At 59.4% G+C, this 24,879-nt stretch carries 27 protein-coding genes and 3 pseudogenes; 13 read left to right on the top strand and 17 right to left on the bottom strand.

The window, feature by feature from the left end; all coding sequences use genetic code 11:
• Positions 1–203: 203 nt before the first annotated feature.
• Positions 204–1,775, bottom strand: a complete 1,572-nt coding sequence (locus AC30D9_RS18095; RefSeq protein ID WP_490144514.1) for a sensor domain-containing diguanylate cyclase — start codon at positions 1,773–1,775, stop codon at positions 204–206.
• A 210-nt stretch (positions 1,776–1,985) separates the two neighbouring features.
• Positions 1,986–2,645 (bottom strand): ribonuclease T2 family protein, encoded by a 660-nt coding sequence (locus AC30D9_RS18090; RefSeq protein ID WP_307571310.1) that lies wholly within the window; start codon positions 2,643–2,645, stop codon positions 1,986–1,988.
• Between the two features lie 178 nt (positions 2,646–2,823).
• Here AC30D9_RS18090 and chrA point away from each other — a divergent pair, with 178 nt between their 5' ends.
• Positions 2,824–4,182, top strand: coding sequence for a chromate efflux transporter (gene chrA / locus AC30D9_RS18085; RefSeq protein WP_490144513.1), 1,359 nt, complete (start codon positions 2,824–2,826; stop codon positions 4,180–4,182).
• Here chrA and arsN2 read toward each other — a convergent pair.
• The gene (arsN2, locus tag AC30D9_RS18080) at positions 4,179–4,610 is read right to left on the bottom strand and encodes an arsenic resistance N-acetyltransferase ArsN2 (RefSeq protein ID WP_490144512.1); all 432 of its coding nucleotides are present in this window, start codon (positions 4,608–4,610) and stop codon (positions 4,179–4,181) included. The two genes, chrA and arsN2, sit on opposite strands and share 4 nt — an antisense overlap.
• A 133-nt stretch (positions 4,611–4,743) precedes the next feature.
• Here arsN2 and AC30D9_RS18075 point away from each other — a divergent pair, with 133 nt between their 5' ends.
• Both AC30D9_RS18075 and AC30D9_RS18070 read left to right on the top strand, forming a co-directional pair.
• On the top strand, positions 4,744–5,229 hold the full coding sequence (locus tag AC30D9_RS18075) for a hypothetical protein (protein WP_490144511.1): 486 nt from the start codon (positions 4,744–4,746) through the stop codon (positions 5,227–5,229).
• Positions 5,230–5,371: 142 nt separating this feature from the next.
• A pseudogene (locus AC30D9_RS18070) lies at positions 5,372–5,488 on the top strand (AraC family transcriptional regulator); the annotation flags it as partial.
• Here AC30D9_RS18070 and AC30D9_RS18065 read toward each other — a convergent pair.
• From AC30D9_RS18065 to AC30D9_RS18040, 6 genes and pseudogenes are all read right to left on the bottom strand, one after another.
• Positions 5,448–5,837: pseudogene (locus AC30D9_RS18065) on the bottom strand (aspartate/glutamate racemase family protein); the annotation flags it as partial. The pseudogenes AC30D9_RS18070 and AC30D9_RS18065 sit on opposite strands and share 41 nt — an antisense overlap.
• Positions 5,838–5,852: 15 nt before the next feature.
• Positions 5,853–6,689 (bottom strand): nickel/cobalt efflux protein RcnA, encoded by an 837-nt coding sequence (locus AC30D9_RS18060; RefSeq protein WP_307571314.1) that lies wholly within the window; start codon positions 6,687–6,689, stop codon positions 5,853–5,855.
• Between the two features lie 7 nt (positions 6,690–6,696).
• A complete protein-coding gene (locus AC30D9_RS18055; RefSeq protein WP_307571315.1) occupies positions 6,697–6,984 on the bottom strand; it encodes a metal-sensing transcriptional repressor in 288 nt (95 codons plus the stop codon).
• A gap of 383 nt (positions 6,985–7,367) precedes the next feature.
• Positions 7,368–7,643, bottom strand: coding sequence for a hypothetical protein (locus AC30D9_RS18050; RefSeq protein ID WP_103308880.1), 276 nt, complete (start codon positions 7,641–7,643; stop codon positions 7,368–7,370).
• A 520-nt stretch (positions 7,644–8,163) separates the two neighbouring features.
• Positions 8,164–9,009 carry a TIGR03915 family putative DNA repair protein gene (locus AC30D9_RS18045; RefSeq protein ID WP_490144510.1) on the bottom strand — a complete coding sequence of 282 codons (846 nt, stop codon included), beginning with the start codon at positions 9,007–9,009 and terminating at the stop codon, positions 8,164–8,166.
• Complete coding sequence (locus AC30D9_RS18040; RefSeq protein ID WP_490144509.1) at positions 9,009–10,247, bottom strand: putative DNA modification/repair radical SAM protein; 1,239 nt, start codon at positions 10,245–10,247, stop codon at positions 9,009–9,011. The genes AC30D9_RS18045 and AC30D9_RS18040 overlap by 1 nt, the downstream gene beginning before the upstream one ends.
• 165 nt (positions 10,248–10,412) lie before the next feature.
• Between AC30D9_RS18040 and AC30D9_RS18035 the strand changes: the two genes are divergently transcribed.
• From AC30D9_RS18035 to AC30D9_RS18020, 4 genes and pseudogenes are all read left to right on the top strand, one after another.
• The gene (locus tag AC30D9_RS18035; RefSeq protein ID WP_307571319.1) at positions 10,413–10,583 is read left to right on the top strand and encodes a YhfG family protein; all 171 of its coding nucleotides are present in this window, start codon (positions 10,413–10,415) and stop codon (positions 10,581–10,583) included.
• Positions 10,583–11,182: a putative adenosine monophosphate-protein transferase Fic gene (locus AC30D9_RS18030; RefSeq protein ID WP_490144508.1), complete on the top strand. Its 600-nt coding sequence runs from the start codon at positions 10,583–10,585 to the stop codon at positions 11,180–11,182. The genes AC30D9_RS18035 and AC30D9_RS18030 overlap by 1 nt, the downstream gene beginning before the upstream one ends.
• Positions 11,183–11,268: 86 nt before the next feature.
• A complete protein-coding gene (locus AC30D9_RS18025) occupies positions 11,269–11,991 on the top strand; it encodes a metallophosphoesterase (RefSeq protein WP_490144507.1) in 723 nt (240 codons plus the stop codon).
• Positions 11,992–12,149: 158 nt separating this feature from the next.
• Positions 12,150–12,509 (top strand): annotated as a pseudogene (locus AC30D9_RS18020) (tRNA-dihydrouridine synthase); the annotation flags it as partial.
• A gap of 199 nt (positions 12,510–12,708) precedes the next feature.
• On the opposite strand, the gene AC30D9_RS18015 reads toward AC30D9_RS18020, so the two are convergent.
• Together AC30D9_RS18015 and AC30D9_RS18010 are read right to left on the bottom strand one after the other, a co-directional pair.
• A complete protein-coding gene (locus AC30D9_RS18015) occupies positions 12,709–13,017 on the bottom strand; it encodes a BrnA antitoxin family protein (RefSeq protein WP_490144506.1) in 309 nt (102 codons plus the stop codon).
• Complete coding sequence (locus AC30D9_RS18010; RefSeq protein ID WP_490144505.1) at positions 12,995–13,270, bottom strand: BrnT family toxin; 276 nt, start codon at positions 13,268–13,270, stop codon at positions 12,995–12,997. Before AC30D9_RS18010 ends, AC30D9_RS18015 begins: the two co-directional genes overlap by 23 nt.
• A 177-nt stretch (positions 13,271–13,447) precedes the next feature.
• Between AC30D9_RS18010 and dusA the strand changes: the two genes are divergently transcribed.
• Both dusA and tal read left to right on the top strand, forming a co-directional pair.
• Positions 13,448–14,434, top strand: a complete 987-nt coding sequence (gene dusA / locus AC30D9_RS18005) for a tRNA dihydrouridine(20/20a) synthase DusA (RefSeq protein WP_490144504.1) — start codon at positions 13,448–13,450, stop codon at positions 14,432–14,434.
• A gap of 177 nt (positions 14,435–14,611) precedes the next feature.
• Positions 14,612–15,538 carry a transaldolase gene (tal, locus tag AC30D9_RS18000; protein WP_109751601.1) on the top strand — a complete coding sequence of 309 codons (927 nt, stop codon included), beginning with the start codon at positions 14,612–14,614 and terminating at the stop codon, positions 15,536–15,538.
• A gap of 237 nt (positions 15,539–15,775) precedes the next feature.
• Here the strand turns inward: tal and rssC are convergent, their stop codons facing one another.
• From rssC to AC30D9_RS17985, 3 genes are all read right to left on the bottom strand, one after another.
• Entirely contained in the window at positions 15,776–16,258 is a 483-nt protein-coding gene (gene rssC / locus AC30D9_RS17995) for an anti-sigma factor antagonist RssC (RefSeq protein ID WP_134923527.1), read from the bottom strand.
• Entirely contained in the window at positions 16,258–17,439 is a 1,182-nt protein-coding gene (gene rssB, locus AC30D9_RS17990; protein ID WP_014339338.1) for a two-component system response regulator RssB, read from the bottom strand. Before rssB ends, rssC begins: the two co-directional genes overlap by 1 nt.
• A gap of 339 nt (positions 17,440–17,778) precedes the next feature.
• Positions 17,779–18,468 carry an MlaA family lipoprotein gene (locus AC30D9_RS17985; RefSeq protein WP_134923526.1) on the bottom strand — a complete coding sequence of 230 codons (690 nt, stop codon included), beginning with the start codon at positions 18,466–18,468 and terminating at the stop codon, positions 17,779–17,781.
• 200 nt (positions 18,469–18,668) lie between these two features.
• On the opposite strand from AC30D9_RS17985, the gene pcrP reads away from it, so the two are divergent.
• The gene (gene pcrP / locus AC30D9_RS17980; protein ID WP_134923525.1) at positions 18,669–19,289 is read left to right on the top strand and encodes an HAD superfamily inactivated hydrolase PcrP; all 621 of its coding nucleotides are present in this window, start codon (positions 18,669–18,671) and stop codon (positions 19,287–19,289) included.
• Between the two features lie 109 nt (positions 19,290–19,398).
• Positions 19,399–19,662: a DUF4404 family protein gene (locus tag AC30D9_RS17975; protein ID WP_134923524.1), complete on the top strand. Its 264-nt coding sequence runs from the start codon at positions 19,399–19,401 to the stop codon at positions 19,660–19,662.
• A 170-nt stretch (positions 19,663–19,832) separates the two neighbouring features.
• On the opposite strand, the gene queF is transcribed toward AC30D9_RS17975, so the two are convergent.
• Together queF and copI are read right to left on the bottom strand one after the other, a co-directional pair.
• Positions 19,833–20,663 (bottom strand): NADPH-dependent 7-cyano-7-deazaguanine reductase QueF, encoded by an 831-nt coding sequence (queF, locus tag AC30D9_RS17970; protein WP_134923523.1) that lies wholly within the window; start codon positions 20,661–20,663, stop codon positions 19,833–19,835.
• A gap of 61 nt (positions 20,664–20,724) precedes the next feature.
• A complete protein-coding gene (gene copI / locus AC30D9_RS17965; RefSeq protein ID WP_134923522.1) occupies positions 20,725–21,246 on the bottom strand; it encodes a copper-resistant cuproprotein CopI in 522 nt (173 codons plus the stop codon).
• Between the two features lie 152 nt (positions 21,247–21,398).
• Here copI and AC30D9_RS17960 point away from each other — a divergent pair, with 152 nt between their 5' ends.
• Together AC30D9_RS17960 and AC30D9_RS17955 are read left to right on the top strand one after the other, a co-directional pair.
• The gene (locus tag AC30D9_RS17960; protein WP_134923521.1) at positions 21,399–22,079 is read left to right on the top strand and encodes a heavy metal response regulator transcription factor; all 681 of its coding nucleotides are present in this window, start codon (positions 21,399–21,401) and stop codon (positions 22,077–22,079) included.
• A complete protein-coding gene (locus AC30D9_RS17955) occupies positions 22,076–23,428 on the top strand; it encodes a heavy metal sensor histidine kinase (protein WP_490144503.1) in 1,353 nt (450 codons plus the stop codon). Before AC30D9_RS17960 ends, AC30D9_RS17955 begins: the two co-directional genes overlap by 4 nt.
• 173 nt (positions 23,429–23,601) lie before the next feature.
• On the opposite strand, the gene AC30D9_RS17950 is transcribed toward AC30D9_RS17955, so the two are convergent.
• Entirely contained in the window at positions 23,602–24,846 is a 1,245-nt protein-coding gene (locus tag AC30D9_RS17950; protein ID WP_490144502.1) for a lipoprotein-releasing ABC transporter permease subunit, read from the bottom strand.
• Between the last annotated feature and the right edge of the window lie 33 nt (positions 24,847–24,879).

Genomic DNA, 24,879 nt, shown 5'->3' with positions numbered 1-24,879 from the left:
CTGCTCCTGTCCTGTCAACGCTGGCTTGAATGTCGAGGACGGCGAAGATCCGAGGCCAGTCGTGTTCCCAACCTTAGCACCCACTGCCTGATCGGTTGGCGAGCCCACGGTTCTTTGCGAAAGGGCCTACACACTTCTTGTACGTCGCCAGCGTAGCGTCTGAACAATGGACCGTGACACGTCGCCGATGATTCCAACCGATCTCAACGATCCGAGCGCGCCAGCGTATCGAACCCACCTTCCGTCGATAACACCGCCACACGGTTGCGGCCGCTGTGCTTGGCCTGGTACAGCGCCGCATCGGCCCGCTGGATGAAGATTTCGATGCTGTCCAGGCTGCTGGGGACGAAGGCATAGCAGCCCAGGCTTACCGTGAGGTAGCCGGTCGGGGAGCCGGAATGGGTGATGTGCTTGTCGATGACGCTGCGGCGGATCTGCTCGGCCAGCGCCATGGCCCCCGAGAGATTGGTGTCGGGCAACAGCACCGCAAACTCTTCGCCACCATAACGTACCGCCAGATCGGCCTTGCGATGGCAACTGCTCTTGAGCACCTTGGCTACTTCCGCCAGGCAATGATCCCCGGCCACGTGTCCATAGGCGTCGTTGTAGCGTTTGAAAAAATCGATATCGAGCATGATCAGGCTCAAGGGGCTGCGCTGACGGGCGCCCCGGCCGAACTCGATGTCCAGGGCCCGCTCGAACAGGCGACGGTTCGCCAGCCCGGTGAGGCTGTCGTGCGTGGCAATCAGCTCCAACGCTTCCTGGGCCTTGCGCAAGTCCGCTTCGATCCGTTCGCTATTACGGACCTGGCGCACAAATACCCAGCCGAACAAGCAAATGCCCAGCACCACCAGACCGACAATGAGACTGGATTGGAAAGCCCTGTCGTACCAGCCCGCCAGGATCGCCTCCTCGGACATCGCCGCGGTGACCACCAGCGGATAGGCCTGTAGATGTTGATGCCCATACAGCCTGACGACACCATCGATGGCGGAACGGATGAGTGCATCGCCAGCCATGCCGCTGGCCAGGGCATGGTTGTAGATATGCTCCTCGGACAGCGGATGACCGATCCGCCCCTCATCGAAGGGGCGACGGGCCAGGAGTGTCCCGTCCGACAAAGCCAGGGCCATCTCGCCTTGATCATCCAGGCTGAAGCTTTTGAAGAACCGATCGAAATACGACATTTTGACGCCGGCCATCAACACGCCCAGGAAGTTGCCATCCTGATCATTCAGGCGCCGGGAAACCGGGATGATCCAGTCGCCGTTTTGCCGACTGCGGACTGCCGGGCCGATATGGGCGATCAGGGAGGCGTTCTGTTGGTGGAAAGCGAAGTACTCCCGATCCGCCACCCCTGGCCCCCTGTGCAAGTTGTCAAAGGAGGTCACTATCCAGTGACCGTGCTTGTCGAACAGGAACAGGCCATGCAATTGCTCAAGCGACTGCACGCGTCGGGCAAAGGTCTGCTGCAAGCGTGGCTGTACCGCGGGACCATAGCCGTCGACCTGGATCCAATCCGCCAGGCTGGCCAATACCAGATCGGCCTGGAGAAAGGTGTCCTGGGCCTGCTGTGCCATGGCTCGGGTAAGGGTGGTCGAGGCGATGCGGGCCGATTCCAAGTCATGGCTGCGGGACTGCTCCAGTTGCAGGTAAAGCAAACCGCACAGGCACAGGCACACCGCCGCGATAAACGTAACCGCTGCCTTGAGCAACGGCAGGCGTTTCAAGGCACTGGCAGGGACATGGAAAGGATCGAAAATAGGGATAGGCAAGCGAATTCCTGAAGAGGACAAAACATGAGCGAATTCGCTCAAAGCCCCCAATATTCGTGAGCTTAGCCTACCGCTTGTGAGGCGGCAATTTGCCTCTGCAGCGGAGCCGATGGGTGGCTTGAGTGGATCCAAAAACCAGCCCGCCAGCGATAAAAATGCCCTCTCCAGGACCAAGAATTTCCCGCGCCACAGGTCAGTGGTTCGGGGTGCTCACCGCACAGGCGGCACTCGGATTTCCCCGGCCCGGCATTGTGTCCTGACACCTTTGCCGCACGCGGCGAACGCCAGGTCCTTGTCCATGCACACCCGAACTTCCGACAGCTGCGGTCCACTGCAAATCACCGTAATGCCATCAGGCGCGATGCCTGGATTGCTTTGGCGGAACAGCCGGATGATCTCCTTGGCTTCAAAATAGTACGAGGAATTGAACGGTTGCAGCTGCGGTGGGATTTTCACTGCCCCCAAGGCTCTATCGGCAACCTCCAGGTAGCCCATGGCGCCGAGGCCGCTGCAGGTACCGTGCTTGGACCACTCATGCGCCATCAACTTGCGGGTAGGGAACAAGGTCAGGCCCTTCTTCTGCTCCTGCGTCGTCAATGGAGCCTGAGGCGCACAGAATTGCGGCCAACCGCCTTTGGTGTATTGCGGCCAGAGGCCATGGAGTACAAAGCCGTAGCCTTTACCGGAGCACTGCGCGTCATTCTGGTGAGTCAGGCAGAACGTCGGTGACCAGGACAGCGCCAGCAAGTAGTAATCGAACACTCCGGCCACGGGTTGCGCCCGTGCATTGCCAGATTCGCGGGCATTGCCCACTCCCATGTAGCCCAGTGTCAATACGATCAGCACGGCCATGGCAAAACGTTGTTTCATTGACCCACTCCTTGGGGCGATTGTGCGAAAGCGGGATGATCCGGCGATGACTGTTTCAATTTGGTGTTTCAACTCTCTGAAGGGTTGTTTTTTTACAAGCAAACCTCGCCGGGGGCTATCTAAATTGCGTAACGCCCCATAACGTAGATCGCCTTTGACTTTTAAGTGCCCGTCGCCCATGAGCAAACCGATCCGCCCCCATGACGAACAGCCCCTGAGCAGACCCGACACCGTCAGCCTGCGCGAGGCCTTCTGGTTCTGGCTCAAGCTGGGCTTCATCAGTTTCGGCGGCCCGGCGGGGCAGATCTCGATCATGCACCAGGAGTTGGTGGAGCGCCGGCGCTGGATTTCCGAACGACGATTCCTGCATGCCCTTAATTACTGCATGCTGCTGCCCGGACCAGAGGCCCAGCAACTGGCGACCTACCTGGGCTGGTTGATGCACCGAAGCTGGGGCGGGGTGATTGCCGGGGCGCTGTTCGTGCTGCCTTCACTGTTCATCCTCATCGCGTTGTCCTGGCTGTACGTCGCCTTTGGCGAGGTGCCGATAGTGGCGGGCATTTTCTATGGCATCAAGCCGGCCGTGACAGCAATCGTGGCGCATGCAGCCCACCGGATCGGCTCCCGCGCACTGAAGAACAATTGGTTGTGGGCAATCGCCGCGGCATCGTTCACCGCGATATTCGCCTTTAATCTCCCCTTCCCTCTGATCGTGCTGGGTGCCGCTGTCATCGGTTATTTCGGTGGCCGCTGGGCACCGGGGAAATTCAGCCTGGGCGGTCACGATTCCCGGCACAAATCCTTCGGCCCCGCATTGATCGACGACGATACGCCGCCCCCGGAGCACACTCGCTTCAGCGCCGCCAGGCTGACCCGACTGGCCGTCATCGGTGCCCTGCTGTGGCTATTGCCGATGGGCCTGCTGACCGCCGTGTTTGGCTGGGGCGGCACGTTTACGCAAATGGCCTGGTTCTTCACCAAGGCCGCATTGCTGACCTTCGGCGGTGCCTATGCGGTTTTGCCCTACGTGTACCAGGGCGCCGTCGGACACTTCGGCTGGCTGACGCCGACACAAATGATCGATGGCCTGGCCCTGGGCGAAACCACCCCCGGACCGCTGATCATGGTCGTGGCTTTTGTCGGTTTCGTCGGCGGCTATGTGATGCAGGTATTCGGTCCCGAACAGGCCTTTCTCGCCGGGGCCGTCGCGGCCACGCTGGTGACCTGGTTCACTTTCCTGCCTTCGTTCCTGTTCATCCTGGCCGGCGGCCCGCTGGTGGAGTCGACGCACAACACGCTGAAATTTACCGCGCCGCTGACCGCGATTACCGCAGCGGTGGTCGGGGTGATCCTCAACCTGGCGTGCTTCTTCGGTTACCACGTGCTCTGGCCCAACGGCTTTGCAGGTGCCCTGGACTGGCCGTCGGCAATCATCGCCCTCTTGGCGGCCATTGCGCTGTTTCGCTACAAGCGCGGGGTGATCCAGGTGTTACTGGCGTGCGGCCTGGCCGGGCTGGCGGTGCATTTGCTGCGCTAGACCAGACGTTTGCTCAGGTACGTCGCCGAAGCCGGGCACAAGGTCTTGAACTGGGCCGTCGCCCTGATCGGAGCAGGCGCCGACGAGCGATCCTGCGCCTGATAGCCCTGGCCGGTAAAAAACGCGGCGGCACTGTCGGTCAACAGGTGCAGCCGCTCTACTCCCTCACGTTTCGCAAACGCTTCGATAGCGACCAGCACCGCCGCGCCAGTGCCTTTTCTCCGTTGCCCATCAAGGACAACCAGCGAACGCAGCAACCGGTCAGCCCCCTCCCCCTCGATGCCACCAAACGCCACATCAACACCTTGTTGGCTGAAGCTGAAGAACTGTCGACCGGGATACGTCAGGTCGTCCACGGGGAGACCGGCCATGGTGAGCGCATCGCGCAATGGTCCCAGGTCGTTATAGCTCAGCGTTCTCATGTGCATGACTTGCTCCTCGTAATGCCTTGGTGATCGTCATCGCATCGAAACTCAACAACACACCACCCCATGACCCAGCGCAAATGAACACCACACCCCATCAGCTAAGCTCAACCTATCATCACGACAGGGAATCGACATGAGCAAGGCAGACGAGCTAGCGGCCAAACTGCGGAAAACCCAGCAAACCCGCGCCGATACCGATAACTGCGCCGACCTGGCTATCGGGCATTGGCCCGCCCAGGTCTACGAACTGTACCGCCAGATCGAAATCTGGCTGGCGCCCGTGTGCGAGGCTGGCCTGGACATTCGACGCAATCCTACCCACGTGTTTGAAAGCCACTCCAGCGGTTCGACGTACAACTACGCGATCGATCAACTGGTGATCGAAGGCAATCATCGCCGCATTTCATTCGATCCGATTGCGCGTTTCTCGTCCAGGGGAGAAGGATGCATCGAGGTCCATATGAAGGGACAGGAGCACTGCATCGTGCGCACACTCGGCGAGCATGGGGAATCGCTATGGCATCTCCAGGCGCTCCGGTTGACCGGGCAACAACCTGACCCCGTGACACTGGACGAGGACACCCTGCTCTCCCTGATAGAGGAAGGTCTTGGGCTATAACGCCAATGGGCGACCTTAAGGTCGCCCATTGTTGGTGGGTTTATGCCCGCGTGGATTCGCCTTCACGGGCACGCTTTCCCGTATTCATCCCACCACGCCGTCAGCGCCTCCATCGTCGGTCCGAGCCGCGGTCTCGTATTCGCGCCTGATGCTCAATGAGCATGTGGACGTGGCGAGTGCGGCCTACAAAGTGGGCTATGAAAGCCCTTCCCAGTTCAGTCGGTACATCCCAAGACCCCCCCCCCTGCCCCCAACTCGCACAGGTGCTCGGCGGCCAGCAATAGTTGCTCCTTACAGAGCCCTTGCGTGAAGCCGGCCTTGATCCCCCGTGGGCCATAGATGGCGTCCATGACCATCGCTTGATAATCGACCCCAGGCGTGAGGATCTGCAGCCCGGCGCGGCGTGCCGCCTGGTGATAGACCTGGCTCTGCACGGTACCGGAAGTCGCCAGCAGGCCAATCGCCTTGCCCGAACCGTACTTGTGCACAACCCACTCCACCGTCTCGGTCAACATGTTGACGATGGGCACCCTCAAGTGCGGCTGGATGCGCTCGACGAAGGCATGGGCGGTGTCGCAAGGAATCGCGATGGCGTTGGCCCCTGTGCTTCTCGAGACGGAAGGCTATGCGTACAAACCGATCCAGCCGTGGATACCCACGTAGAGACCGACGCCGATGATCAACACGCTGGACAAGTAAGGTGCCCGGCGCGCAACAGTGCCCAGCCAAGGCCAGCGATTGGAAGCCTGCCTTGCCCCCATGGCCGCCGCAGCCCCTACGGTTACCAGAGTTATCGCCAGGCCAATGCTGAAGCACAGGACAAGCAGGCCGCCCAGCGCGACCTCTTTGACCTGCAGACACAACAGCAGGACGGTAATGGCCGCCGGACAAGGAATCAGTCCGCCCGTCAGGCCGAACAGGATGATCTGGCCCGTGGTGACCTCCCGGTTGGTGAAGCGCTTGCGGATGTCGTTGGCATGCGCCTGTTCGTGGGCATCCTGATAGCCCTCCAGGGACAGCGACAGGCCTTTGGGTTCGGTATGGTCGTGGTCGTGTTTGTGGTGATGATCGTGATCGTGATGATGGTGGTGGTCATGTCCCTGTTGGAACATCCGCTCGCCATGCCAGGTACGCCACAGCATCCACAACGCGATGGCAACGATCAGCGCGGAAGATGCCAGCTGAAAATATGGCTCGGTGGTTTCGGCGTCCATCCCCTGGCCCAGGTACATGCCGCCAACGGCGACCAGCCACACCACAGCGGTGTGGGAAAGTGTCGCCGCCAACCCCAGCAACACCGCTTGTTTGACCGAGCCCCGAATCGCCACGATAAACGCCGCCATCATGGTTTTTGAATGGCCAGGTTCAAGGCCATGCAAGGCGCCCAGCAAAATAGCGCTGGGGAAATACAGCCAGGCGTGAGCGCCTCCCTGTTGCAGTAATTCAGCAAAATTGGGCATGTCTGGCCTAGAGGTACTTAGTGATTTGTTTAAAGGCTTCCAGCGGCGCGCGCTCCCCCTTCTCCAGCGCCGAAACGGTGTCTTCCAGGCAGTGATCGATATGATCCTGGATCAACGTGCGCTTGGCCTGGCACACCGCTTTCTCCACCGCATGCAACTGCTGGGCGATATCCACACACTCACGCCCTTCTTCGATCATCGTGATAATGCTGCGCAAATGGCCATCCGCGCGCTTGAGGCGCTTGATGATCGCTGCATGGCTTTGGTGGGGATGTTCGTGGTCGTGCGCACTCATGACTTGAGCCCTGGTTTTCGGTGAATCAACGCCGCCATCCTATCCCCCCTGGGAGGATATAAGCAAACCCATCGAAACGCTGATTATCCTGAGGGAGCGAGCCTGCTCGCGATGACGGCAGCACATCCAGCATCTCCATCAACCGGCCCACCACTATCGCGAGCAGGCTCGCTCCCACAAGGGATTTGAGGTGAACGCAATATCTATGAACAGCTCGGAAAAAACTGTGGGAGCGAACTTGCTCGCGATGACGGCAGCACATCCAGCATCTCCATCGACTGACCCACCGCTATCGCGAGCAGGCTCGCTCCCACAGAGTTTCAGGCTGCACAGGATGATGAGCAAGGCAATGCAGGCGACCTTGGGGAAGTCGCCCACTTTCATTACAACGCCAGAACCTGCGCCTGCAATCGCCGGCCAATCACATCCAGCAAATCACACCCGTCGCGCAGGGGGATCGCGAGTACTTGGGCAAAATCATGGAGTACCACCGCGTCCGTACTGATGTCGGAACGCATGGCGAGGTTTTCCAGCAACTGAGTGACAGCGGCGATGCGGTAAGCGGCGGTGTCGTGCAGCACGTCCAGCGGCGCTTCCGTGTCGATCAGGAGCGCGTGGAAATTGTTTTCGATACCGGTGATGGGCATGTAGCGGGACATGAGGGGTTACTCCTGCGGGGATGGGAGGTCAGTGGCGGATTGGGATGCCGCTGGCAAAGGGAGCGAATCCGGAATCGAGATTCGGATATTTGGCAGGAGATATTCTTGGGTGACACTAGACGAAGCCACCTTGGATTGGCAGTGGTTTTCGGAGGGTTGGGGGTGAGCTTTTTCATTGGCTTGTACCTAGGTTATGTAAAGGAACTGCCTTCACCACTTCCACCTGGTGGGTGGCAGCTGTACGCGGGTGTGGAAGACCGAGAACCTAGGACCCGGCGCACCCGAAGGCGCCCCGCGTACAGCCGCCGTAATTTAACAGCAGACCTAGGAAAAGCGTCTGCTTTTTAATTTAGCGGTGCAACGCGCTAGGTTTTCGTGAGGGCTTCCACACCCTCTCGCTGAATTTGCAGCGACGTAGAAAACTTAGCGCACGGGGTGATGGGGTGGATAGTCAGCGGGGAACGACACAGCTTGAGGGAAACGTCCGATGGGAATGTCCGGCGATGGACTCAGAACTTGTTTAATCCTCAACAACAGCACCAACAACTATCCGCTTACCCATTTGCGCCCCCACCTCCAACGCCTGCCCATCCCGCTGCTTGCCCCGCCGTGCCAACCCCACCAGTCGAGGAATCAACTCGCCCTCCGGCAAGTGCTGCCAGAATCGCCCCGGCATGTGCTGACGCAGCGCCTGGGGATTGAGTCGCGCCGGGTTGAAGATGTGCCTGTAATAGGTCCGCCAAAGCTCAGCACCGGGATCGTCGGCGTGACGCGCCCAGTGCTGCCACTGCTCGGGGCAACGTCGCTGGTAATCCAGCGACTGTCCATCGAAACGGATGCCATCGCGTGGCGTTGCGATCAGCCAGCGTTGCTGCCCCAACCGCTCGGCAAAATGACCGCTGGCGCTTTCGAGGATGTCATGGGCCGGCTGGTGAAAGGCGACCAGGTCCAATTGCAGTTGCTCGGCCAATGCCGGCGGCAGGGGGATAAAGCGCACGAAAGCATGCAGGTGATGAGCCTCGCGTTGGACCTGCTTGATCCGCCGCTGCAGTTCACTGCCCAGTCGGTCGCCCGCGAGCATGGCTGTGCGGTCACCATGGGCAACCCGCCAAAGCACTTCGTACAGCAGGTTCCAACGCTGTTCGCCCTGGTAACGGCCAGCCTGTTCGAGCTGGGTCAGCAAGGCCGCGGGGACCCGCGTACGGAACGGGCCCGGCCCTTGAGGCAGCGGCGTCGGCTTGGCCAACAGATCGGCCACCGGGCCCTGCGCCCACGTGACATCGCTCGGGTCGATGCCGTGGCCGAGCAACGTTCGAGCCTGATCGCGCCAGGTGGAGAAATCATCCTCACAATCCAGGGCAATCATCACCAAAGCCCCATTTGCACCGGACGTTGGGGATCGCGCAACCGCGCCCGCAGCAGGCCACTGCGCACCTGATCGTCGGCCGGCCGGTAATCGCTGGTGACAATAAACGGTCGCGCCTTCTCCAGCACACACCGCAACTGCACCAGGTCGTCATAACGCACCCGCCGCTCTCGGCGCAGTGCAACCAGACGCTGCACGCTACGCAGGCCAATCCCCGGAATACGCGCCAACAATGCCGGCTCGGCGCGATTGATATCCAGCGGGAACACCTCACGATTGGCCAGCGCCCACGCCAGCTTGGGGTCGATGTCCAAATCCAGGTTGTGGGTTTCGCTCAACAGCTCGCCGGCCTTGTAGCCGTAACCGCGCATGAGGAAATCAGCCTGATAAAGCCGGTGCTCGCGCAGCAACGGAGGGGCCGCCAAGGGCACGCTGGCAGGGCTGTCGGGAATCGGGCTGAATGCTGAATAGTAAACCCGTCGCAGACCGTACCCCTGATAGAGCGACTCGGCGTTGCTCAGGATGGCGTGATCATCAGTTGCATCAGCCCCTACAATCACCTGCGTGCTCTGCCCAGCCGGGGCGAAGCGAGGTGCCCGCGGCTCACCGGCCACCGCCTGTTGCCCCTGGTGGATGGTGTCCATGGCCTGGCGAATGGTGTCCATGGCCTGGCGAATGGTCGTCAACTGCTTTTCCGGTGCCAGGCGCTTGAGGCTGATGTCGGAGGACAACTCGATATTCACGCTCAAGCGATCGGCCAACCGCCCCGCCTCCTCGATCAACAGCGGATCGGCATCGGGAATGGTCTTGAGGTGGATATAGCCACGAAACTGGTGCACCTCGCGCAACAACCGCGCCACGCGTATCAACTGCTCCATGGTGTAATCGGCCGAGCGAATGATGCCGGAACTCAAGAACAGCCCACTGATGCAGTTGCGTCGATAGAAATCCAAGGTCAGCCGTACCACCTCCTCCGGCGTAAAACGCGCCCTCGGCACATTGCTGGAACGACGGTTGACGCAATACTGGCAGTCGTACAGGCAAAAATTGGTCAGCAACACCTTCAGCAACGAAACGCAGCGCCCATCCGGCGTATAGCTGTGGCAAATGCCCATGCCATCAGTGGCCCCCAGCCCTTCACGGCCCCGGGAGCTACGCTTGGGGGCACCGCTGCTGGCGCAGGAGGCGTCATACTTGGCAGCGTCGGCAAGAATGCCGAGCTTGGCGATAAGCTGCATGAAGGGATCTCGAATACTGGATATAAACACAGTATTTTGAGATGCACTGCGATGCAAGCGCCATTGGTCAATTCAATGCCTGATAAGGGGGGGCCAGGCCGCGACGTAGGCCATGCCAACGGGATGGGCTATAATCGGCCAACCAACGCGATTGAGGTTCAGCCCATGAGCAACGTCAGCCTTGAAACCAAAAAGGCCTATGCCGCCAGAACGCGCAGATCCAACTACGCGGCCAGCCTTCGCCTGGAAGGCTTCAAAGTGACCTTCGCAGACGGCGAACGCAAAATGCCAACCCGTGAAGAAGTCTTGAAGGCCTTCACCCAGACCAGAACCTGATGCCTGACAAATATGGAGTCGGCGAGGACGCTTATTGCTATCCTGGCTCCACGGTCCTTCGCAACAAACTCGATATTCGAGACGAACCGACCCTAAGCGAAGCCGAACAACAACTCTCGGCCATCGCAGCGGACAACGTCGAATTCAGCCCTCCCCCCTACAGCCTGGCTTACCTTCAAAACATTCATCGAATTCTCTTTTCTGACCTGTTCGAATGGGCCGGAGAGTTGCGCACTGTCGGCATGTCCAAACAAGCCACCCGCTTTTGCCAACCCGAATACATGAAGAAAGAAGCCAGCAAAATCTTCATGACCATGGCCGCGGCAAACTGGTTCGAGGGCATGGAGCGGGCTGAACTGATAGCCGCTGTGGCAGAGGCCTATTCCGACATCAACGTCGTACACCCCTTCCGCGAAGGGAATGGCCGTGCCCAGCGCATTCTGTTTGAACACCTCATCATGAATGTCGGGTTTGAAATCAGTTGGTGGGGTATTGAGAAGGACGAGTGGATCTACGCCAATATCGCGGCTTATAACGGCGTCATGGAGCCTATGGAGCAGGTTTTTGAGAAGTGTATTGGACAGGCGATTCAAGCTTGACCTCATGCCCCAAGCTCACCGTCTTACGGTTTATTTAGGCAAGTGATACAGTCAATGTCAATTGACGTCTGCTGAAGCGCTGAAAAATGTACAGCACGAGATCTTTCCCACCCAACAAAAAAGGTCGCGACTTTGCGGTGGGCGACATTCACGGGCATTTCAAACTTCTAACAGCCGCCTTAAACAAGCTGGATTTCAATACCGAGCTGGATCGTATTTTTTCCGTGGGAGACCTCATCGATAGAGGCCCCGACTCCATAGATATATTGAATTGGCTTGAGAAGCCGTGGTTCCATGCGGTGCGCGGTAATCATGAACAGATGCTTATTGACTGCCTCTCCGGCCATGGGAATATACCTCGACATATCCGTAACGGTGGTGCCTGGCTCTACGAGTTGCAACCACCCGTCCAGCATGAGCTTTTGAAAGCCTTGCAAGCACTCCCATTGATCATTGAAATCAATTTATCAAGCGATCAAACAATTGGAATAGTCCATGCCGAAGCCCCTGTCCTCAGAAGTACCGATGGCTGGCAGGAAGCCAAAGACGCTATCACTGGAAGTTTTGGAGAACAACATCAGCGGCAAGCCTTGAAAACTGCGCTGTATGCAAGAGAGAAAATCGAGCAGCAAGACCACACTCACATTAAAGGAGTAGACCGGCTCTATGTAGGGCATTCTGCAGTATCCGGTGTTATACGCTTGGGCAATGTTGTCTATATCGACACTGGCTGCTCATTTTCTGATGGTGCATTGAGCCTGGTAGACATCCAGACCGAAACCATGATCAGCATAAGCATGAGCCCGTGAGATAAGGGGCAATAAGAGTCGAGCGTTTTGTAATCATTGTACAGGCCTGGCCCACTCGACCCGCACCAAATGGTGAAGTCGGCGCACTATTGCTCTCCCAACACCTCCTGCCCTTCCCTGATAAACGGTGCCATCCGCCTCGCTGATCCATATTCCCTATGCCCCTACAAACTGCCCCACTGTCCCGCCGCTTCTCCGTTGCTCCGATGATGGATTGGACCAACGCCCACTGTCGCTTTTTCCTACGCATCCTTTCCAAGTACGCCCTGCTTTACACCGAAATGGTCACCACCGGCGCCCTACTCAACGGCAACCACGAACGCTTCCTGCGCCACCACGAGTCCGAGCACCCGCTAGCCCTGCAACTGGGCGGCAGCGTCCCAGCCGACCTGGCCGCCTGCGCCCGTATGGCCCAGGAGCACGGTTACGACGAGGTGAACCTCAACGTCGGGTGCCCCAGCGACCGGGTGCAGAACAACATGATCGGCGCCTGCCTGATGGGCCATCCGGGGTTGGTGACTGCGTGAGGTATCGATTCCGGTGACGGTCAAGAGAACAGAGAACAGAGAACAGAGAACAGAGAACAGAGAACAGAGAACAGAGAACAGAGAACAGAGAACGAATTTATTTATAACCCTTACCGAAACAAATCCAATCAGCAAACAACAAAAAGCCGCCTTATCGGCGGCTAATTATTTTTGGAATGATATTTAGCAACTAGGCCTTCAGTTCTTCTGGTGTATGCGTCTTGAGCCAATCGGCCAAGGCGGCGTTCATCCGTGTTTGCCAGCCCGGGCCAGAAGCTCTGAATCTCTCCAGCACGTCAGCATCGAAACGAACATTAACGTGCTCTTTAGTGGCTACCGACTTGGGTCGACCACGCTTTGGCTTGAGCATTTCCTTTGCCTGAGCTTTACCAAACAACCCAACAAGCACCTCGCTGGCTGGTTTGGCCTTGGCAAAGTCGTCGGTCGACCATTCGGGGTTTGCCGTATCGACCCTCTCAGGACTGGGTTTCTTGGTCATAATTTTTGACCTCCCGTTTGTTGGCTTTACGAAAGCTGATGACGTGGACCGCGTCACCCCGTGGGGTAAACACTACGACATGCAGCCGATCCCCTATGTACCCCATCGCCCGATAACGACACTCGCCGTAGTCGAATCGATCATCTTCCAGGATCAATGCTGTAGACCATTCAAAATCCTGCACGAGGGCAAACGGAAGTCCACGTTCTTCGACGTTGCGAGCGTCTTTGGCTGGGTCATAAGTAATCTGCATGCAATTATCGTAGCCACATTAAATCGTCAACACAAGGTGCGCGTTGGAACACTGACCGAGCATGCGCTCTGCCTGGTTGTCATCAATGATTGAGTGGCTAGCCTTGAGAGCCCGCCAAGTACCCGACAAGCATCCCTGATAAACTGCGTCCATTCGCCCCGATGAATCAGATCCCCAATGCCCCTACAACCTGCCCCACTCTCCCGCCGCTTCTCCGTTGCCCCGATGATGGACTGGACCGACGCCCACTGTCGCTTCTTCCTACGCATCCTCTCCAAACACGCCCTGCTCTACACCGAAATGGTCACCACCGGCGCGCTACTCAACGGTGACCACGAGCGCTTCCTGCGTCACCACGAAGCCGAACACCCCCTGGCCCTCCAACTGGGCGGCAGCGTCCCGGCCGATCTGGCCGCCTGCGCACGCATGGCCCAGGAGCACGGTTACGACGAGGTCAACCTCAACGTCGGCTGCCCCAGCGACCGGGTGCAGAACAACATGATCGGCGCCTGCCTGATGGGCCATCCTGGGCTGGTGGCCGATTGCGTGAAGGCCATGCGCGATGCGGTGTCGATTCCGGTGACGGTCAAGCATCGCATCGGGATCAATGGGCGGGACAGTTACGAGCAGTTGTGTGAGTTTGTCGGGACGGTGCGTGAGGCAGGTTGTACGAGTTTTACCGTGCATGCGCGGATTGCGATTCTGGAGGGGTTGTCGCCGAAGGAGAATCGGGATATCCCGCCGCTGCGTTATGACGTGGCCGCGCGGCTGAAGGCGGATTTTCCGGAGTTGGAGATTGTGCTCAACGGCGGAATCAAGACACTGGAGGCGTGCCACGAGCATTTGCAGACGTTCGACGGTGTGATGCTGGGGCGCGAGGCCTATCACAACCCGTATCTGCTTGCCGAGGTGGATCAGCAACTGTTCGGCAGCACCGCGCCGATCATCAGCCGGGCCGAGGCGCTGGCGCAGTTACGGCCGTATATTGCCGATCACCTGGCCGCTGGCGGGGCGATGCATCACATTACCCGTCACGTGTTGGGGCTGGGCACCGGGTTCCCGGGGGCGCGGCGGTTTCGGCAGTTGTTGTCGGTGGATATTCACAAAACCAAGGATCCATTGGCGTTGCTGGATCAGGCGGGACAATTGTTGGAAGGGCGCTGACCGTCACTTGCTTTGAACCTGCGAGCTGTTTTGGCATCGTATCTACCGATACCGCCCCGACCTTTCAAACAACCGTTTTCAGGTTGTTGCCACCGGGGCCGTCGATACCTCTTCACGCCCTTGAGTGGCTGCCGGCCCTCGGGTAATGTCAACAGACCCATAGGACAGAGCACGCTCATGACTTCCAAGCTGGAACAACTCAAACAATTCACTACCGTCGTGGCCGATACCGGCGACTTCGAGGCCATCGCCCGCGTCAAACCCGTGGACGCTACCACCAACCCTTCCCTGCTGCTCAAGGCCTCGGCCATTCAAGGTTATGCCGAGCAACTGAACGCCTGCGTGGCGGACTGCAAGGGCGATGTGGGCCTGGCCAGCGACCGCTTTGCCGTGGCGGTCGGGCAAGAAATTCTGAAAGTAATCCCAGGGCGTATTTCCACTGAGGTGGATGCGCGCCTGTCGTTCGACACCGAGGCCATGTTGAAGCGTGCGCATCGTCTGATCGATCTGTACGAAAAAGCCGGCGTTGGCCGGGATCGCGTGTTGATCAAGATCGCCTCCACCTGGGAGGGCATTCGTGCCGCCGAGCAGCTGGAGCGTGAAGGCATCCAGTGCAACCTGACCCTGCTGTTCTCTTTCGCCCAGGCGGCCGCCTGCGCCGATGCCGGGGTGTTCCTGATTTCGCCGTTCGTGGGCCGTATCTACGACTGGTACAAGAAAGCCAATGGCAACGACTACACCGGCGCCGATGATCCGGGCGTGCAGTCGGTGACGCGCATCTACAACTACTACAAGGCCAACGACTACAAGACCGTGGTCATGGGTGCGAGCTTCCGTAACCTCAACCAGATCGAACAACTGGCCGGCTGCGACCGCTTGACCGTCAGCCCGGACCTACTGGAAAAACTGGCCGCCGATGAAGGCAAGCTGGAGCGCAAGCTGGCGCCAGGGCAAGCCGGGGAAGCGCGCTTGATTCTCAACGAAGCGCAGTTCCGCTGGTTGTCCAACGAGGACGCCATGGCGACCGAGAAACTGGCCGAAGGTATTCGTCAGTTTGCCCGGGACCAGGAGAAGCTGGAGGCGTTGCTGCAAGCCAAGCTTTGAGCTGATTCAGGAATGTGAAAAGGGCGAACCTTGGTGGGTTCGCCCTTTTTTATTCTGCTGTAGCTACAGGACTGAGACAGCTTCGCGCTGAGGGATCAGGTAGCTGTACTGACGCTTTCGCGAGCAAGCCCGCTCCCACAGGGGATTGGTTGGATTCGTTTTTTGTGGCCTACGCGAGACCTTGTGGAAGCGGGCTTGCTCGCGAAGGCGCCCGTCAAGCCGATGCGCAGCCCAAGATCAAGGCCGCTCCAGCGCATTCACCAAGTCATGAAACGCTTCACGATTGGAGTCGTTGAGCCCCATGAGGATCTTGTGGGCTTCGAGCACCTTGATCCGCACTTCTTCTTCAGACTGGTCCTGGTCAGGCAGGTCGTCCAGGCATTCAGGGCATGGCACGGGGTCGCCAACGATGTTGAACACCTGGTCAAAGCCCATGGACTGCAATAGACGGGTGATGTCGTTGTGGGTGGTGACAACGGTCGGCAGCAAGCCGACCTTCTGCCGCGACAGGATCGACAGCTTGGCCAGCAGGCCCAGGGTGGTGCTGTCGATGCTGCGGGTTTCGGTCAGGTCAATCACGATGGCGTTGAAATTCAGCGCCGTGAAGATCCGCTCAATAGTCGCATCCAGCGCCGAACACAGGGTCAGGCGCACTTCACCGACAAACTTCAGGACAAAGGTGCCGTCCTGCTCGGCGAACTGGATTCTACCGGTACTCATCAAAGGTTCCTGCTCAACACTAACAGGGCGATATCATCCGGCATCTCCCCTAGCGTGGCTAATCCAAACACTTGACGCAAGCCTTCCAGGCTGCCGCCCGCTGCACTTACCCGTTCAGGCAAGGCCGCTTCTTTCTCTTTGAGTGTAGGTTCTGTCAAAAGGTCCAAAATGCCATCAGACATCAGCGTCAGGCTGAATGTCGGCGGCAATTCCAGTACGTGGTCTTCGTAGGTGGCCTCGTTGAACAGGCCCACCGGCAAACCTCGCCCTTCCAGGTAACGAACGCTGTCTGGCGTGTACAACACAGGCAAAGGCAGGTGACCGCCGATGCTATAGGTCAACAAACCTGTCTCCTCGTCGATGACTCCACCGACCATTGTGACGTGTTTGCCCAGCTTACAACTGATCAGGCCTCGGTTGATATGCCCAAGGACTTCTGACGGCTTGAATTCTGGCAATGTGCCATTGCGCTTGGATTCGAACAACAGCCGCGTGGTCATGAACTTCAACAGCACCGTCACGAACGCCGAGGAAGCACCATGGCCGGAAACATCGGCCAGGTAGAAGGCCACTCGTCGTTCGTCGACCCGGAAATAGTCCACGAAATCGCCCGACAGGTACAACGACGGGATGATCTGGTGGGCAAAGCGGAAATCGTCGACGGTCCAGGGGCTGACCGGCAGCATGTTCATCTGCACCTGGCGCCCGGCGTTCTGGTCTTCCTGCAACAGGTTCAGGCTGGCTTCCAGTTCGCGGTTGGCGGTTTCCAGCTTTTCGCGATAGCGCTGGTTTTCCAGCAACAGCCGCGAACGGTCCAAGGCCCGGCGCACCGAGTGTTCGAGCACCGCGAGGTCTTCAAGGGGCTTGATCAGGTAATCCGCCGCGCCCAGGCGCAATGCCTCGACCGCGTCGTTCATTACGCCCGCGCCCGAAACCACGATCACCGGGGTCTGCGAGGAAATCTCGGTGACCTGGCGAATGAGTTCGAGTCCGCCCATCTGCGGCATGCGCAGGTCGCAGATGACCAGGTCGGGCTTGTCTTGCTCGAATACCTGAAGACCCTGTTGGCCATTGCTGGCCTGCAGGACGCTGAAACCACTGTCTTCCAAGTAGGCTGCGAGGCTGGCTCGCACCACTTCGTCATCATCGATTATCAGCAGCGTGGCACTGGTTTTTGGCATGTGGGCAAACGGCGCCAGAATTAGGTTGGCGTAGCGGGCTGGGCTGTCTGGCCTGGCACGCACTACTGGATTCGCTTTCTAGCCTCTCTGTCGTACCGGTCTCAGGCCTTTTGCCCTACACGCAAATACATCAGAGGTGCCCTTCTAAGGCGCAGACGGTACTCCCATCCGAGGGGCGTTTCAAGCTCATGCAGATAGCCGCTTGCCGTCTTTATTTGTCAAAGTACAGAGAGTTATAAGAACCGAGCGAAGCGTAACTCAATGGAAGGATCAAACCGCCTCTAAAGCACAGAAGGCGGCCTTCCGAGCCGCCTTCCCTTCCAGATTTACGAGACGAAATCAGAAATCGTCTTCGACCTGGCCATCCTTTACCTTGAATTCGCGGTTTTGCAGGTAAGCGTTGCGGATGAAGACGTACTTGTCACCGCTCACCATCTTCTCGGCCGACAACAGGCTGGCACGGGTGTCGACGACGTTCAGGCCTCGAATGGAGTTACGCACCGAGACGTTATCGATATAACGATACGGAGCCGTGTAGTCATCGACCAGCTTGGCCGGCGCGTCACGCAGGGTGCTCGGCCCCAGCAGCGGCAACATCACATACGGACCACTGCCCAGCCCCCAGTAGCCCAGGGTCTGGCCGAAATCTTCGTCGCTGCGCTGCAGGCCCATCTGGGTGCCGACGTCAAAGAAGCCCAGCAGGCCGAAGGTGGTGTTGAAGATCAATCGGGCGGTGTCGACCCCGGCGGCGGCCGGCTTGGCCTGCAGCACATTGTTGGCCAGGTTGCCTACGTCGCCGATGTTGCGAAACATGTTATGGATGCCGTCTTCGAGGAATTGCGGCGTCACGTATTGATACCCCTGGGCCAATGGCTTGAGCGCATAGGTATCAATGGTATCGTTGAAGGTAAAGATTGGACGGTTGATGCTTTCCCAAGGATCTTCTTCCGTGGCGGCCTGGGCAGCGAACGGAACCAGCAAGACGCTGGCAGATAAACACAGCAGAGCTAGACGATGGCTCCAGCGCATAGGGGAAAACTCCTTGGATTATTCAGGCAAGGGCGCCGAGCCCAGGCGGTAAGGTGGCTAGTATAAGACGGAACGCGTGGATAGGCAGTACCGAAAGCACGCAGATCGTAGGACTTTTCCGCGACCGGCCCCCTTCACTTCACTGTCACCGGACTGTCATCGAGGCCCATTAGGCTGCTGGTTATTTCAAGGACGTTCCCATGCCCCGCGCCGAAGCCCTCCCCCTCCCCGCCTCCAGCCTGACCGCCGTACTGTTTGGCCTGAGCGGATGCCTGGTGGATTTCGGCGCGCGCATCCGTCAGTCAGGGGCAGCGCCAGTCGAGCATGCGCAGCCCACACCAGGCGCCCTTGAGAGCTTGCAACACTTGCAGCGCCAGGAAATCCCCTGCGCCTGGCTCGACGAGTTGCCACCTGCCGTCAGTCACGCCCTCGCGGCTTCATTGCCGACATGGATCAAACCACCGCAACTTCCTGCAACAAATAATCCTTGGCCGGCACCGCATGCCTGCTGGCAAGCCTTGATGGCGCTGAACGTTCAACAACTGGACGGCTGCGTATTGGTCAGCGGCGAACCCAGGCTGTTGCAGTCAGGACTCAACGCCGGTTTGTGGACCATCGGGCTGGCGTCCTGTGGTTCGCTGTGTGGCCTGACGCCGAGCGAATGGCAGGCGTTGAGCCAACAGGAACGGGAAACCAAGCGCGCCAAGGCCACTGTGCAATTGTTCGGTTTGGGAGTGCACTCGGTGATCGACCACCTGGGTGAACTCGACACTTGCCTGGCGGATATCAGCCTGCGTCGACTCAAAGGCGAGAAGCCATGACCGGGATCATGCAGGGTGCGTGAGGGTGGATTACTCTTAAGGCAAGCCATGGACTTTTGACCAGCCGTCGCGGTCCATGGCTGTGCCTATCAATAAAGGGAGTACGCCAATGCCTGCCCGCGAATTGCAAAACCAGCTCAATAACCTGCGCGAGCAATTGGAACAGAATCCACCACTTTCCGAAGCCGAGCGCGAAGACCTGCACGCGCTGATGCAACAGATCGAACTCGAGCTTGAGCTGGAAAGTAAAACCCCGGACAACAACCTTGCCGACAATGTGAACCTGGCTGTCGAGCGTTTCGAGGTGGAACATCCCACCCTTGCCGGGACGTTACGCAATATCGTGCAAGCCTTGGGCAGTATGGGGATCTGAACCCTTTAAATGCAAAAAGCCCTGCTATCGCCAGCAGGGCTTTTTTATGTCGGCAATGTGAAATGCAATCCATTGTGGGAGCGGGCTTGCTCGCGAAAGCAGTGTGTCAACCAAATGGATGTCGACTGACACACCGCCTTCGCGAGCAAGCCCGCTGCCACATTAGATACTCATTGGCGGACCAAACGATGGTTCGGCAATTGCACCGCTTCAGTACTGCGATACGGGTTGATGTCCAGCCCACCACGACGCACATACCGCGCATACACCGTCAACTTCTCTGGCTTGAGCAAGCGCTGCAGGTCAAGAAAGATCCGCTCCACGCATTGCTCATGAAAATCCGAATGCTGGCGGAAGCTGACGATGTAGGCCAGCAAACTGGCGTGGTCCAGGGCCGCACCGCGATATTCCACCGCCACGCTGCCCCAGTCCGGCTGGCTGGTCACCGGGCAGTTGGACTTGAGCAGGTGGCTGTGCAGGCTTTCCTCGACAATACGCGACGCATCGCAACGCAACAGCTCCGGGCGCGGGTGCGCGTAGGAGTCGACGCTGATGTCCAAATCGTCGATGCACGTACCGGGCAACGCCACGATGCCTTCGCTTTCCACATCCTTGAGGCTGCGGATCCGCACGCTCACCGCTTTGCCGGCAGCCGCCGACAGGTCCTGGCGCAGGGTCGCTTCCAGGCTCGCGGTATCGGCGAACGGCGTCTGGTTCAGGGAATTGAGGTACAGCTTGAAGGATTTGGACTCGATGATGTTCGGCGAATCCGCCGGGATCGCGAATTCACCGATGGCCACCACCGGCTTGCCGGACGGCAGCAGCCAGGACAGTTCGAAACAGTTCCAGAAATCCACGCCCTTGTACGGCAGGGTCTCGGCCGTCAAGCCCAGCTCCGCCCATTTCGCGGTGCGCGGGATCGGAAACAGCAGTGACGGCGTGTACGTGGCGATGTATTCGCTGGACTTGCCCAGCGGCGAGTGTTCGGCTGCGGGATGCATGACAGAAACCTGACTGAAGAATCAGCGGATTCTAACAGCCTTTGCCGCAGCCTTTGAGTGCTTACTGACTGACTGTCAGGTCGCCCTTCATCCCGGCCTGGTAATGCCCGGGAACATTACAGGCAAACTCCAGGCGCGTGGCCTTGCTGAAGGTCCAGGTCAGCTCGGCGGTTTTGCCCGGTTCCACCAATACGCTGTTGGGGTCATCGTGACGCATGCTCGCCTGGTCGTGCCCCATGGCGCCATGGTCCATCCCGGGCTTCATCGCGGTCGGCATCAACTGGCCGCTCTGCTGCATCTTGAGCATTTCCTGTTGATGGTCGGCGTGCATGGCGGCGCTGCCCAGGTTGAATTCGTGGAGCAACTGGCCTTTATTGATCAGCACGAATCGAACCGTCTCGCCGGCCTTGATATCAAGGGCGCCGGGCTCGAACGTCATGTCGCCCATCACTACCTCGATGCTGCGACTGGCCTTGGCTGCCGGCGCAGGCTGGCCAAAATCGAAATGGCCCGGCGAGGCCCACGACGATGCACTGAGGGCCAGTGCGCAAGCGGCCAGGATCAAGCGGTTTCCCATCAACATGTCCATACTCCAATCAGTTTCAGCTTGTGGGAAACTCTAGCGTTACAGGCCTGCCAGTCGGCTGACAGTTCGATTACAACTTTGTCAGGTTGCACCACGAGCCCGCCTGCCACGGTATAACGCCCTCGTTCCAACCCTGCATTGAGCCGCCCATGAAACTGCTGATCGTCGAAGACCAAACCAAAACCGGCCAGTACCTGCGCCAAGGCCTGGGCGAAGCCGGGTTCAACGCCGACCTGGTAGCCGACGGGATCACCGGCCAGCAACTGGCCTTGAGCGGTGAATACGCCTTGCTGATCCTCGACGTGATGTTGCCCGGCCGCGACGGTTGGCAGATCCTGCAAGCCGTTCGTGGAGCCGGGCTGGATACCCCGGTGTTGTTCCTCACCGCGCGGGACGCGGTGCAGGATCGGGTCCACGGCCTGGAGCTGGGCGCCGATGATTACCTGGTCAAGCCCTTTGCCTTTTCCGAGTTGCTGGCACGGGTGCGCAGCCTGTTGCGTCGAGGCAGTTCGACGCAACAGGAAACCAGCCTGCAACTGGCCGACTTGCGCCTGGATCTGATCCGCCGTCGCGTCGAGCGCAGCGGTCGGCGCATCGACCTTACCGCCAAGGAATTCGCCCTGCTGGAAATGCTCCTGCGTCGCCAGGGCGAAGTACTGCCCAAGTCGCTGATCGCGTCCCAGGTCTGGGACATGAATTTCGACAGCGACACCAACGTCATCGAAGTCGCGATACGACGCCTGCGAATCAAGATTGACGATGAGTTCCCCAGCAAACTCATCCACACCGTGCGAGGCATGGGTTATGTGCTTGAAGAGCGCAGCCTGTGAGGGGCCGGTGGTCACTGAGTAGCCGGCTGGCGCTGCTGTTCGCTGCCTGCACCGCCGTAGTGTCGCTGTTTGCCGGGGTGTTGTTCAGCCGTGGCAGCGAGGCGCATTTCATCGAGCTGGACCAACAACTGCTGGAAGGCAAACTGATCGGACTGCGCCGCGCCCTGCAGGACCTCAATGCCGAGCAGGCCCAGAGTCGCCTGGCAGATGAACTGAGCCGTCAGGCCGACCTGGCGCTGCGCATCAAGGACAGCGATGGGGTGCGCTGGTACGACAGCTCGATCCGGATTCCGGCTCAATTGCCGGAGCAGCCCGGCCTTTCGACTCTCAGTGATGCCGACAACGACTACCGGGTGTTGAACGCGCCGCTGTATCCCGATCGAGCCAATTCACCACAACTGACCCTGTTGCTGGACATCACTCATCACCAGCATTTCCTGCAACGCATGCAGCGCCTGATCTGGCTGACCGTCGGCCTCTCGGCCCTGGCCACCGCCCTGCTCGGTGCCTGGGCCGCCCGGCGGGCCTTGCGGCCATTGCGGCGCATGGGCGCCATCGCCGGCAGCGTCTCGGCCCGCTCTCTCAACGCCCGACTGCCCGAAGAGCAAATGCCCGCGGAACTGGCGGAATTGGCCCACAGCATCAACGCCATGCTCGGACGCCTCGACGACGCGTTTCAACGACTCTCGGCGTTCTCGGCCGACATCGCCCATGAATTGCGCACGCCACTATCCAATTTGCTGACCCACACCCAAGTCACCCTCACCCGCGAGCGCTCCCTGGAGGATTACCGCGAGGCACTGCACAGCAATCTCGAGGAGCTGCAATGGATGGCGCAACTGGTCAATGACATGCTGTACCTGGCCAAGGCCGACCACGGCCTGCTGGCGCCCCATCGTGAACCGCTGCAATTGGCCGAGGAAGTGGACGTGCTGCTGGACTTCTTCGCGCCCCTGGCCGAAGACGCCAACGTGCGCCTGAGCCGCGAGGGCGAGAGCCGCATCGAGGGTGACCGCAACATGTTGCGCAGGGCCCTTTCCAACCTGCTGGACAACGCCCTGCGCTTTACCCCCGTTGACGGCGAAGTGCGGATACGAATTGTCGATGAGGTTCAAGGGGTGAGCGTAAGCGTGGAAAACAGTGGCGAGGGGATTCCAGCAGACTTGCTGCCGCGCCTGTTCGACCGTTTCTACCGCGCCGACCCGGCTCGCCAGGAAGGCAGCAGTGAACATGCCGGGCTCGGGCTGGCGATTACCCGCTCGATCATCCGCGCCCATGGCGGGCAGATCCACTGCGAGTCAGCCGATGGCTGGACGCGGTTTTTGATCGAGCTACCGAAGGGTAATTGAAGGCGCACCAGACCTGTGGCGAGGGGATTTATCCCCGCTGGGGCGCGAAGCGGCCCCAAAACAGTCAACTCAATCTGTCTGGAGCACCGAGTTGCTGGGGTTTAGGGCTGCTTCGCAGCCCAGCGGGGATAAATCCCCTCGCCACAAGGGTCTCGCCGTCGTCCCCTGGATTATCAGGAGTAGCGCAACGCCTGCGCCGGCTCGATCTTCGCCGCACGCCACGCCGGGTACACGGTGGCGAGGAAACTCAGGATGAACCCGGCCGAGCAGATCAGCACCACGTCGCCACGCTGCAGCTCTGACGGCAGGTTGCTGACGAAGTACACATCGGAACTGAAGATGTGCTGGCCGCTGACCCGCTCCAACCAGCCCACCAGCGAACTGACGTTCAACGCCGCAATCACCCCCAACACGCCGCCGATCAGCGTGCCGACGACGCCAATCACCGTGCCCTGAACCATGAAAATCGCCATGATCTGCCGCGGTGTGGCACCGATGGTGCGCAAGATCGCGATGTCGGCGCCTTTGTCGTTCACCACCATGATCAGCGTGGCGATGATGTTGAACGCCGCCACGGCGACGATCATCAGCAACAGCAAGCCGATCATGGTCTTTTCCATCTTCATGGCACTGAACAGGCTGCCCTGGGTGTGGGTCCAGTCGTCGGCCTTGTAGTTCGCGCCCAGGCCGGTGGCGATGTCCCCGGAGACCTTCGGCGCCGCGTACAAATCTTTCACCGCCAGGCGCACGCTTTGCACCTGGTTCGGCTGCCAATGCTGCATCTGCGCGGCGTCGGCCACGTGGATCAGGGCCATGGAGCCGTCCAGTTCGGCGCCGACCTTGAACACACCCACCACGTTCAGCCGCTGCATGCGCGGGGTGATACCACCTGGCGCGGTGCTGACTTCCGGCACGATCAGGGTGATTTTGTCGCCGACGTTCAGACGAAAACGGCGGGCGGTGATTTCACCGATCACCACGCCAAATTCGCCCGGCTTCAAGGCATCGAGACGGCCCTGGACGATGTGCTGGGTAACGATGGACACCTTGCCTTCCTGGGCCGGATCGATGCCGCTGATCTGGATAGGCTGCATCGAACCTTTATGGCTGAGCATCCCTTCCATCTCAGTGAACGGCACGGCGGCGGTGACTTCGGGATTTTTCAGCGCCGCGGCGGCCACCGGCTGCCAGTCGTCGATCGGATTGACACCGACGATGGTGGCGTGGGGCACCATGCCGAGGATGCGCGAGCTCATTTCGCGCTGGAAGCCGTTCATCACCGACAGCACCACGATCATCGCCAGCACACCCAGGGCGAGGCCGATCATCGAGGTCATGGAAATGAACGAAACAAAGCGATTGCGGCGCTTGGCGCGGGTATAGCGCGTGCCGATAAAGATCGATAACGGTCTGAACATTCGCGGGGCACCGTATGAAAATAAAAGACCCGG

The organism is Pseudomonas sp. DF11, from assembly GCF_058148565.1.
This window is presented reverse-complemented; position numbering and strand designations above follow the sequence as displayed.